This window comes from Cytophaga sp. (genome assembly GCF_051961495.1).
GTDB lineage: Bacteria > Bacteroidota > Bacteroidia > Cytophagales > Cytophagaceae > Cytophaga.
In genome coordinates this window covers 1-11,643 of the sequence record NZ_JBQCDF010000234.1, presented here as the reverse complement: position 1 = coordinate 11,643, position 11,643 = coordinate 1, and the positions used below count along the sequence as shown (strand labels likewise).

10 protein-coding genes are annotated in these 11,643 nt (G+C 41.8%); 5 read left to right on the top strand and 5 right to left on the bottom strand.

Annotated elements, in window-relative coordinates; translation table 11 throughout:
• Positions 1–101: 101 nt before the first annotated feature.
• From ACTHJT_RS13105 to ACTHJT_RS13095, 3 genes are all read right to left on the bottom strand, one after another.
• Entirely contained in the window at positions 102–1,004 is a 903-nt protein-coding gene (locus tag ACTHJT_RS13105) for a histone deacetylase family protein (RefSeq protein ID WP_440238881.1), read from the bottom strand.
• Positions 1,005–1,143: 139 nt separating this feature from the next.
• Positions 1,144–2,232, bottom strand: coding sequence for an endolytic transglycosylase MltG (mltG, locus tag ACTHJT_RS13100; protein WP_440238879.1), 1,089 nt, complete (start codon positions 2,230–2,232; stop codon positions 1,144–1,146).
• A gap of 174 nt (positions 2,233–2,406) precedes the next feature.
• Entirely contained in the window at positions 2,407–3,474 is a 1,068-nt protein-coding gene (locus ACTHJT_RS13095) for an Ldh family oxidoreductase (protein WP_440238877.1), read from the bottom strand.
• A 315-nt stretch (positions 3,475–3,789) separates the two neighbouring features.
• Between ACTHJT_RS13095 and ACTHJT_RS13090 the strand changes: the two genes are divergently transcribed.
• Both ACTHJT_RS13090 and ACTHJT_RS13085 read left to right on the top strand, forming a co-directional pair.
• A complete protein-coding gene (locus tag ACTHJT_RS13090) occupies positions 3,790–4,023 on the top strand; it encodes a DUF4140 domain-containing protein (RefSeq protein ID WP_440238875.1) in 234 nt (77 codons plus the stop codon).
• Positions 4,024–4,125: 102 nt separating this feature from the next.
• Entirely contained in the window at positions 4,126–5,427 is a 1,302-nt protein-coding gene (locus ACTHJT_RS13085) for a DUF4139 domain-containing protein (protein ID WP_440238873.1), read from the top strand.
• A gap of 137 nt (positions 5,428–5,564) precedes the next feature.
• Here ACTHJT_RS13085 and ACTHJT_RS13080 read toward each other — a convergent pair whose 3' ends face one another.
• A complete protein-coding gene (locus tag ACTHJT_RS13080) occupies positions 5,565–6,509 on the bottom strand; it encodes a Ppx/GppA phosphatase family protein (RefSeq protein WP_440238871.1) in 945 nt (314 codons plus the stop codon).
• A 247-nt stretch (positions 6,510–6,756) separates the two neighbouring features.
• Here ACTHJT_RS13080 and ACTHJT_RS13075 point away from each other — a divergent pair, with 247 nt between their 5' ends.
• Positions 6,757–7,836 (top strand): M42 family metallopeptidase, encoded by a 1,080-nt coding sequence (locus ACTHJT_RS13075; protein WP_440238869.1) that lies wholly within the window; start codon positions 6,757–6,759, stop codon positions 7,834–7,836.
• Positions 7,837–7,935: 99 nt separating this feature from the next.
• Here ACTHJT_RS13075 and ACTHJT_RS13070 read toward each other — a convergent pair whose 3' ends face one another.
• The gene (locus ACTHJT_RS13070) at positions 7,936–8,967 is read right to left on the bottom strand and encodes a sulfite exporter TauE/SafE family protein (RefSeq protein ID WP_440238867.1); all 1,032 of its coding nucleotides are present in this window, start codon (positions 8,965–8,967) and stop codon (positions 7,936–7,938) included.
• Positions 8,968–9,079: 112 nt separating this feature from the next.
• On the opposite strand from ACTHJT_RS13070, the gene ACTHJT_RS13065 reads away from it, so the two are divergent.
• A complete protein-coding gene (locus ACTHJT_RS13065) occupies positions 9,080–9,619 on the top strand; it encodes a hypothetical protein (protein ID WP_440238865.1) in 540 nt (179 codons plus the stop codon).
• A 30-nt stretch (positions 9,620–9,649) separates the two neighbouring features.
• The gene (locus tag ACTHJT_RS13060) at positions 9,650–11,422 is read left to right on the top strand and encodes an ABC transporter ATP-binding protein (RefSeq protein WP_440238863.1); all 1,773 of its coding nucleotides are present in this window, start codon (positions 9,650–9,652) and stop codon (positions 11,420–11,422) included.
• Positions 11,423–11,643: the final 221 nt, after the last annotated feature.

Here is an 11,643-nt window from a genome sequence, read left to right as displayed (position 1 = left end):
AAATAAACTGCTTCATGGTATATACATTCAAGTAAATATAAGAAGTTTAATGTGTAAAAGGTAACGCTGAAAGCCTTCCGTACTGTATTACTACTTAAAATTTAAAAATAAAGTTCCTGAGCCAGACGGAAGGTGTTGCAGTGAGCTTCAATAATATCAATGATACTTTCAGAATAACCCCCACCCAATGAGATGGTTAGTGGAATTTTGTTTTGTTTACACAATCTTAACACCATTTTATCCCTTGCTTTGCATCCCGCCCGGGACAAGGCAAGCTTGCCTAATTTATCGGTTGCAAGTACATCTACACCCGATTGGAAAAAGATGTGATCAGGTTTTACTGTGTCGATCAACCGCAAAAAATTTTCTTCAAGGATATGTAAATACGCTGCATCCGTTGTGCCGTCAGGCAGTGCAATATCCAGGTCTGAGCGTTCTTTGTGTGCAGGATAATTGGTAGCCCCATGCATGCTGAATGTAAAAACAGCTGCATTGCCTTCGGCCATTTTAGCGGTTCCGTTCCCCTGGTGTACATCCAGGTCTACCACCAGTATTTGTTTGGCGAACTTGTGCGCCAACAGGTAATCCGCCGCCAGTATGATGTCGTTGTATAAACAAAATCCTTCGCCATGTGCTTTGTAGGCATGGTGCGTACCTCCTGCTATATTCATCCCGACACCATATTTCAATGCATGTATCGCAGCGTCTATGGTGCCCTGCATGATTACATTCTCCCGGTAAACCAGTTCCCCGGTTAATGTAAAACCCGTCTTACGGATTTCCGCAGGTGAAAGAGACAAGGTATTTAATTTATGTACATACACTGCATCATGCGAACGCAGCAGGTCTTCTGAAGAAATTTCAGCAGGTGTAAACAGATTCGATTCTGTGATTGTGCCTTCATACACAAGCTGCTCCGCAATCAGATCATACTTCAGCATGGGAAAACGGTGGCCTTCGGGAACCGGGTGATTGTATGCTGGGTGGAAGGCGATGTTGAGCATTTAACTGCGGATGATAATTTTAAAAAAACGGTGCTTTTTTAGGCAGGTGTAAAGTTTAGAGTGTAAAGTGTAATCGTTTCTTAATTATTTATAGCCTTATCTCTTTTGATGTTTACACTATACACTTTATACTGAACACTTATTTATAAATCTTCTTCTTATCCAAACCGCTTCTGTATTTTTTGGCATTTTCCAGATGTTCGTCGTAGGTAGTGGCGAAGTTGTGACAGCCGGATCTGTCACCTTTGGCGCAGAAATAATAGTATTTATGTTCGTTGTATTTTAATACTTCATCAATAACAAACTCCGGAACAATGCAGATTGGTCCCGGCGGCAGGCCTTTGCGGCGATAGGTATTATAATCCGATTCAATGGAAATATGTTTATTTGAAACCCGTCTTGAATCCATGCTATTGTTGGCGAACAAGGCAGTCGGGTCAGATTCAAGCTTCATGTTATTTTGAAGCCGGTTGATGTATACGCCTGAAATGGTAGGCATTTCACTGCGTTGTTTGGTTTCTGAATAAACAATGGAACCCAGAATCACAATTTCATCTTCGGTCAGGTCTAAGCGCTTACATGCAGCCCTGCGCTCGTCATTCCAAAGCTGTGTATACTGGCATGCCATATATTCCAGTACTTCTTTCGGAGTGCTGCTTTTGTATACTCTGTATCTTCCCGGCCTGAAGATGCAGTAAACAGATTCCGTAGTAAAGCCTCCCAGATCATCTACTTCATTTTCGTCTTTCAGCAGTTCAATAAAATCATTTTCGTTGATATTGGTAAGCTTGCAAAGCTCTTTAATCGTGCGTTTACGGGAACGGTATTCCGCCAGATCAATCAATTGAGAGGCGCGGATTTCAGCATCATCAATAAAATCCAGCATCCGGTAATTTCCCCAGCCTTTTTCGATACGATACATGCCCGGGCGCAATGTTTCTACATGCATCATAGATGCCATCCACCGGAAAGTCATCCCGGATTTGATAATCTTGCGTTCCACCAATGTGTCTGATAATTCTTCCATGTCCGTCCCCCTGCTGATGTATATGTAATACGCGGAAGAACGAAAAGCTGTATTGGATGCAACGGTGATATACCAGCACGCAAAAAGTAATACAAAGCCCGCTAAATAAAACCACGCCTGTGTGGGAACAGTAAAAGCTTTACTCTTTTTAGGAGCAGCTTTTTTCGTTTTCGGTTTTGGTATGGTTCTTTTTTTAGCCATTAATAAGTTAAACGAATTTCAGAAGGCAATGTTGTTATGCCTAAGGCTTAAGGCTGAACGCTTAAAGCTTAATACATTCATTAAATCGACTAATTATTTTTGAATGTTACTTGTTTTAAGCAATGCTTATACTGAACGCATTAGGCATTCAGCATTACGCCTTCAGCTTTAAACCTACATAAAAGCAACGCCTAATTTATCGGCCACTTCCTTCAGATCTTTAACTACCGGTGGCAGCAAAGGGACACCTTCACTCAGACGTGATGCCTGGATTTCACGCTCCGGATCGCCCGGGATCAATACTTTCTCTCCTTCTACTGCAGGTGCATTTTTAAACGTTTTGATCCAGTTATCCATATGCGATTTAAAATCATCTGCCGGCCTGAATGCATCAACACGCATGGCGCCAAAAAAGTGTCCGATACCTTCTCCAACCGGATCGGACGGTACTGGTAAAAAGCTTACAAACGGCGGCACCCACGGACCATAATTAGCTCCGGATAATACTGCTGAGAATATATCTACAATAGAACCTAGGCAATAACCTTTGTGACTGCCATGCTCACGATCGCCGCCAAGTGGTAATAACGCTCCCCCTTCTTTTAATTCATGCGCATTTGAAGTTGTTACTCCATTTTTATCCTGAATCCAGCCCAGCGGTGCTTCCAGATTTTTACGCTGTAAGATTTCAAGTTTTCCGTTGGCAGCAGTTGTGGTTGCAAAGTCTGCCACCATTGGCGGTTCATTCTTTGCAGGTATAGCAACCGCGATCGGGTTTGTTCCCAATAATCTTTTCAGAGAGTGTGTGGGAGCAACCAGCGGACTCGCATTGGTCATTGAAATGCCAATCATATCATGTTCCAGCGCCATCATTGCGTGATAACCTGCAATCCCGTAGTGATTGGAATTTTTTACACTTACCCAGCCTGAGCCTACCTGTTTTGATTTTTCGATAGCAATCTGCATGGCCTGCGGCGCCACTACCAAACCTAAACCTCCGTCACCATCAACGGTTGCTGTACTTGGTGTTTCATGCACAACGCGCACATTGGGCTTAGCATTGATCCTTCCGGCTTCCCACAAACGTACATAGCCTGTTAAACGGGCAACACCGTGTGAATCAACTCCGCGTAAATCGGCAGATAATAAAACAGTCGTTGCAAGCTGTGCATCCTTTTCCGGACAACCGATAGCTAAAAAAACGTTCTTAGTGAAAGCAAACAGATCTTTATATGGGTACATAAGATTTCGATTAGTTAACAAAAATATGGGTTTCTATGCGGAAAGCCTAACGGAGGGAAGCCGAAGGCTGAACGCTGAATGCCTGAGACGGAAAGCTTAAAACCTAATGCTAACGCTGAACGCAAAAACATTCTTCCAACGTTAATTAATCATTTGAAATACAGAAATTTGCATAAACATATTTAGCTTCCCCTGCTTTAGGCTTTAAGCGTTAAGCGTTAGGCTTTCTATGCTTTTTTTAAGTATATTCGTTATTCATCAATACAATTTACCGATACCTTTCGTTCTAACGATTGACTAAACTTGTTTTACTCTATGAAGAACCAACTCTTATCCCTTGGCTTACTGCTTTGCAGCGGATTTGCCGTCTTTGCTCAAAACCACACGCTTGAAGCAACGCCCGCAATTAAACAGGTAACTGTATTTCTGAACCGTGCGCAGATTGAGACTACCACAGGAATAACTATTGACGAAGGCAAGACAGAAATCCGTTTACAAAACCAAACAACCTTTCTGGATCCAAACAGCATACAGTTAAGCGGCAAATGAGATTTTATCATTCTTTCAGTAGAGCACGAAACCGATTATTTAAAGAAGGAAAACAAGCCTGCCAAAATACAGAACCTGGAGGATTCCATTGCAAAATATACCATGTTGATAGACTTCAACAATCAGATCAATGAGGTACTGGCAAAAGAAGAACAATTAATCCTTTCCAATCAGAATATCAAAGGCCAGAACACAAACCTTACTGCAAAAGAACTGGAAGATATGGCCGATTTTTTCCGGGATCGTATGGAAGAAATCAGAGAAGAAATTATTGATAATAAAATCCTGATCCGTAAACAACAGCTGAAGCTTAACGGCTTTAACAATCAGCTGGCGGAATACAACCAAACCATGAACCAGCCGAGCAGTACCATTATTGTTACTGTTTCTGCAAAGGCTCCTGTTTCAGGTTCGCTGACAACTACCTACATCACCAGTAATACAGGCTGGTATCCGTTGTATGATATCCGTGCAAAGGATACAAAATCTGCGGTACAACTGGCTTACAAAGCACAGGTTTATCAAAATACCGGTTACGACTGGAAGAACGTGAAGATTACGTTATCTACTACCAACCCAGCTGTTGGCGGCAACAAACCGGAACTTTCAAACTGGTACCTGAATATTTATGAACCAACAGTTTATAAAAATAAAAAGGCAGCGGCAGCACCAACATATTATAACAGCGAATCTGTAAGATCTCAAAGTTATGACAAAAGCGGTGCAGATATGGATGGTGAAGCCTATGCTCCGGCAGCTGCCAGCATTGCCGATTATACAGCGGAAGTACAAACAACGCTATCGGTTGAATTCGCGATTGGCCTGCCGTATACCATTCAGTCAGGCGGCAAAGGCCAGCAGGTAGATATTAAGAATATTGACCTGCCTGCACAGTACGAATATGCTGCTGTTCCTAAACTGGATCTGAATGCATTCTTACTGGCACGTATTACCAAATGGGATACGTACAATATTCTTTCCGGCAATGCAAATATCTATTTTGAAGGAACATTCGTTGGCAAAACATTTATTGATGCAAGCAACACCAGTGATACACTTGATATCTCTTTAGGCCGTGATCCGCGTATTGTGATCGAACGTAACCTGATCACCGATTATACTTCCAAGAAAATGATCGGCACCAACCGCAAGGAAGAATACGGCTATGAAATCGTGATCCGTAATACGAAGAAAGACCCGATTACCATAGTTGTAGAAGATCAATATCCGATTTCACAAAACAGTCTGCTGGAAGTGGAACTGATCGAAGCCAGTGGTGCAGCTGTTGATCCTGTAACCGGCAAGCTTACCTGGAAACTGAATGTGGCGGCGGCTGAAACAAAAAAACTTGTACTGAAATATTCAGTCAAATATCCGAAGGATAAAAAAGTAAGTGGTTTATAAAAATAAAAAGAGCGTCTCGATCGGGACGCTCTTTTTCTAACTCATTTTGTAATGAAGTTCTATTCCTTCGGTAGAATCAAGCTCATAGAAGTTTTCATTTTTCGAATTCATAATTTATAATTCAGAGTTCATAATTATCAACTCCCCACCTTTTCGCCGTCCAGCATGGTATATAGCACACCTTCTTTCAACGAATAAGTTGAAACCATAATGGTATTACTGCAAACAAATTTCAATACTTCTTCGATCAGACAAATTGCTACTACAACCATGTCCGCGCGCAATTCAATCATTCCCGGAATAGCCAGCCGCTCTGCACGGGTACTTGCTACCAGCTGCTTATGCAAGCGTTTGAAATCTGCCAGCGATAATAAATAATTCGTTTGCTTTTCAAGTACAATTTTTTCCCTATGGTATTGAATATTCATTTCCGCAAGCGTATCAAAGGTACCTGAACAACCGATCAGTTGTACAGGTTTCCATTTTTTTACCGCCTCCCCTAATGGCTGCAGCACTTCAGAAAAAAACCGGTGCATCATCATCCGGTCATCTTCCCGCATCGGATCATGCAAATGAAAGCGATCGATCAAACGTTGTCCACCGATCTCAAAGCTTTGCTTCCACAAAATACCATCCTTATTACCAATAATAAATTCCACACTTCCGCCGCCAATATCCATGGCCAGGGCTGGCTTTTCATTCAATGCAACTGCCTGCTGCACGCCCCTGAAGATCAACTCTGCTTCACGCACACCATCAATCACTTCAACATCAATATTCACTTCTTTTTTTATTCGGCTGATGAGCTCTTCCTTATTACTTGCCGACCTTACCGCACTGGTACCGGTCGCAATCACATGCAATACCTCATGTGCATCCAGTATTTTCCTGAAACTGCGTAGTGTCTTCAATGCCCGCTGCATGGCTTCTTCCGTAATGAAGCCTTTTGTAATACCGCCTTTCCCCAAACCGACCGATGATTTTTCATTCACCAGTACCGTTGGTTTATCATCTACAATATCTGTTATAAGCAAATGGAACGTATTTGTTCCCATATCTATAACTCCAATGCGTTGTGACATATATTTCCTGTTAAATCTTAAAAAACATTGAGAAGATTCCCTCTATCTTCTAACGGAAATTACCGGACCGAATCTATAAAAGTGTATTTTATTTTTTCGAGCCAGGCTAAAATAATTACAAACAGCTGCAAAACAATAAATTATAGCCGTATTAAAAAATCAAAACCTGTTAGTTTTTACCGGAAAATAGCATTTTTAGCTCCGGGCTATGTATATTCGTTCCAACAACTAAAATCATTACATACACATGGGTATTATTAACGATTCAGGGGAACAATTTTTACATAAATATTTAAACAACGCTGCGCCAACAGGTTTTGAATCTTCTGGCCAGCAGATCTGGCTGGATTATATCCGTCCGTATATTGACACATATTTTACGGATACTTACGGAACTGTAGTGGGTGTGATCAATCCGGATGCACCGTACAAAGTTGTGATTGAAGCACATGCTGATGAGATTTCCTGGTTTGTCAATTACATTACAAAAGAAGGTTACATCTATGTGCGCCGCAACGGAGGCTCTGATACGATGATTGCTCCATCCAAACGCGTAAACATTCATACAGATAAAGGTATTGTAAAAGGTGTATTCGGCTGGCCTGCCATTCACGTACGTGATGAAGAAAACGATAAGCCTCCGACCTTAAAAAATATTTTCATTGACCTTGGCTGTTCTTCAAAAGAAGAAGTGGAAGCAAAAGGTGTACATGTGGGTTCGGTGATTACGTTTGAAGATGAGTTTACAATCCTGAACGACCGCTATTACTGCGGGCGTGCGCTGGATAACCGTATCGGCGGCTTTATGATTGCAGAGGTGGCACGTTTGCTGAGACAAAATAACAACCAGCTTCCGTTTGGTTTATACATTGTGAATGCGGTACAGGAAGAAATTGGTCTGCGTGGCGCGGAAATGATCGCACACAGAATCAAACCGGATGTAGCTGTGATCACCGATGTATGTCATGATACACAATCACCGATGTATAATAAAATTACAAGCGGTGATTTATCATGCGGCAAAGGCCCTGTGTTAACCTACGGGCCAGCGGTACAGAATAACCTGCTGCGCATGATCATTGACACAGCGCAACGCAAAGAGATTCCATTCCAGCGCGCTTCTGCAAGCCGCGCTACCGGAACAGATACAGATGCTTTCGCTTATTCAAACAGCGGTGTGGCTTCCGCATTGATTTCTTTACCATTGAAGTACATGCATACGACCGTTGAAATGGTAAGCAAGACAGATGTTGAACAAGTGATCCAGATGATCTATGAATTCCTGGTGCAGCTACCTGCTGGTCATGATTTCAGAATAATGAAATAATAAAAAAAGTCTCTCCGGAAATTTCCGGAGAGACTTTTTTTATTATTTCATTATTCTTCTTAATGAACCTCCCAAGAGTTTGCCCCCCTGGAGCATTTCTTAAATATCATATTTAATAAGCTCTCCTGCCTTGTATACATATACTTCGTAATAATGTTTGTTTACACCGTATACTTCTTCCAGCAACACATTGTCTGCCCCTTGCGCCAGCTCATTCACACGTAATTGTTGATCCGCCGGCAGATCTTCGCGCAGAATCGGATATTCAATTTCCAGTGCTCCGTCATCATATTCAATATCAATCTGAAATGTACGCTGCCGCCATTGCATCTTCGTTTCAATTCCGTCTTCAGCAGCCACATACGAAACATGTAAATGATCCTGGCTTACAATATTGTTCGATGCATTTACAAACATGAATAGGCCCGAAAGAACCATTGCCGTATATCCGATTTTTTGAAAATCACTTTCGCTGATATAAGGCAATATCCGCTTTACCAGAAAGGCAGAGACTACAGCCGCAATGGCTATAAGCAAGCCGTAACCTACTACGTGCATGGTTAACAATCCGAAAGACACGTACAAACAAAGTTTGACCAGGTGCAGCAGCAATTCGTTTGCAGCGCGTGTAGCAATAATTTCATCTTTAGTTAATCCGTATCGCAAATAAAAACGATTGAACAATAGGCCTACAGCACCCGTTAATCCTGATACAAAACCTGCTGCAAATCCGATAAAAGGTAATATAACTACAGACATATCTTTTTCCGCCGGATTTTTTTTTGCTGGTTTTAAAAGCAGCATCAGATTCGACAATAAAAACATCCCCAGGATCAATTCCAGGTAAATAGGATTCACATAACTGAGTAACCAGGCGCCGGCCCACACCGCGGGTATCGCGGACGGAACAAACCAAACCACTACGCTCCAGCGGATATTTTTGAAAAAAACAGCAATCCGTGAAACAGAACTTGCAGCTGTACCTATGGACAATGCTGCAGGAACCTGTGCGCCGGGAAGTATCCATCCCAATAAAGGAATTAATATAAAACTGGCTCCGCCGCCACAAACTGCGCTCAAGGCAAAAGCAAGTACCGAACAAATGAATAATATAGCTCCTGGTAATATCATGCCATAAATCTCTAACCCAATTCTGAAAAGATTTGGGATTTTTCTTTATAAGTTTTTAGTATCTTTAACTTCGGAGCTTATAACCGATAAGCTCTTTATACCGAATCGACACATGCGGACATTCATTTTCATTGCCTTACTTATCCTTGCCCCCATGCTGGCAAGTTTATATGGCTTCATACATGACCAGATCACGTTTTCCATTTCTGAAGAATTCTTCACCAAATTCAGATTTAAGGATTATGACATGCCCCATACCTGGCATCCAAGAGCCAAAGCCGGCATGATCGGAATTCTGAATGCATGGAAAACCGGTATTCCTTTTGGTATCATCCTGACGGTCGTAGGACGGATTCACCACAATGATAAAAAGCTGATGTTTTATACGTTCTATACCTATCTGCTGACTTTCTTTTGCTCATTCGCTTTTTCCATGGCTGCCGTATATATGCCTGTAGCCGGTGAAATGGAGGCTATCCATAAAACGCTGCCGACAAATATTCTAGACCCGATTGCTTTCCAGAGAGTTGAAAGAATCAATAACTTCGGTTATATCGGCGGTATTATCGGAATGTTGATGGGCATTGGCCTGCACATTCTTTTATACAAAATTGACATAAAAAAACAGTCCGGGGGAACTTCTTCCAAATAAGAATACGTTACAAAGGAAACATTATACATTGTGCAAAAAGAAGAAAGTGGTGCTGTAAGCGGCAATTTATTTGACATAAAAATCTTAAGCAGATTATTTCAATTTGTTAAACCGTACAAGCACTTATTTTATACGCAGGTTTTTTTGACCCTATTGGGCGCCGTACTTGCTTCCGTAAAACCATACCTGGTTAAAATAGCTATTGATGAAAAGATAGCAAACAAAGACCTGAATGGATTATATCTGATGATTGGCCTGATGGTTGTTGTGCTGGTTGCGCAATCCTTTATGCAGTATTATGATACGTATTTAGCAGGCAAGCTGGGACAAACCATCATCCGCGATATCCGCATGAAGCTGTTCAAGCATCTGCTGAAATTTCGTTTGAGTTTTTTTGATAAAACACCCATCGGGCGTTTGGTAACACGTAACATTTCAGATGTGGAAACGCTCTCCAACTTCACGTCTGATGGATTAGCCGGCATTCTCGGTGATTTCCTGCAGCTGATCTTTATCTTTGGTTTTATGCTTTATATTGACTGGCGCTTAACGCTGATCTGCTTATGTCCGCTGCCAATACTGCTATTCAGCACCTACATATTTAAAGAACGCATTAAAGATTCATTCAATCATGTGCGTATTGCGGTTTCCAACCTGAATACATTTGTGCAGGAACACATTACAGGCATGAGTATTGTACAGATCTTCAACAGCGAGCACCGCGAGTATACCAAATTCAAAGCCATCAACGCACAACACCGGGATTCAAACCTGAAATCTGTAAATGCATATTCGGTTTATTTTCCTATTGCAGAATTTATCGGCTCACTGGGCTTGGTGTTATTGATCTGGTTCGGATCAAAATTAGTATTGGGTGAAACAAGTTCATTCGGAACGCTGGTTTCATTTATCATGTATATCTCCATGTTCTTCCGCCCGATCCGCATGATTGCTGACCGTTTCAACACATTACAGTTGTCTGTAGTAAGCTCGGACCGTATCCTGAAGCTGCTGGATGATGAATCGCCTATCCAGTCGCTGGGTTCAAAACCATTGCCTGCCATTAAAGGAGATGTGCGGTTTGAGCATGTTTATTTCAGCTACATCGAAAATCAACCTGTTTTAAAAAATATTAATTTCCATGTACCCCAAGGTGGCAGCATTGCTTTTGTAGGCTCTACCGGTGCAGGCAAATCCTCTATCATCAATCTGCTGAACCGTTTCTACGATATTGAACAGGGCTCTATACGTATTGATGGTACGGATATCCGTGAATATGATTTGCACGAACTGCGTTTACAGATTGGTTTAGTATTACAGGATGTTTTTTTGTTTTCGGGAAGTATCCGCAACAATATCACGTTATACAATCCTGATATTACAGAAGGACAGATCTGGCAAGCGATCCGCATGGTTGGTGCAGAACGTTTCATTGACCGTTTACCCGGCGGCCTGGATTATGAAGTGATGGAGCGCGGAAGTACCCTATCGGCGGGACAGAGACAAATCATTTCCTTCATACGTGTAATGGTATATAATCCGAAGATTCTGATTCTGGATGAAGCTACTTCTTCGATCGATTCAGAAACAGAAGCATTGATACAGGAAGCTACAGCAAAAATCATGGAGGGCAGAACCTCTATTATCATTGCACACCGCTTATCGACGATCCAACACGTGGATACGATTTTTGTCTTAGACAAAGGTGAAATTAAAGAATCGGGTTCGCACGAAGAACTGCTGAATCAAAACGGCATGTACAGCCAGCTGAGCGCACTGCAATATGCGGCAGCGAAAGAGTAAGCTGTACAGAGTATAGAGTACGGAATACTTAGTACTTTCAAAAAACAGATTGAATGATATAAAAGAAGGCGACATAAATATATGCCGCCTTCTTTTATATGATACTTTCAAATTTAACAAAGACACAGTACTCTGTACTTTATATCTTCACCTGCAGCGTCACATAATATCCTCTCCCATCTGAAGGCAGAATTCCCGGGCCCGGGTAACCTGTTGCTCTG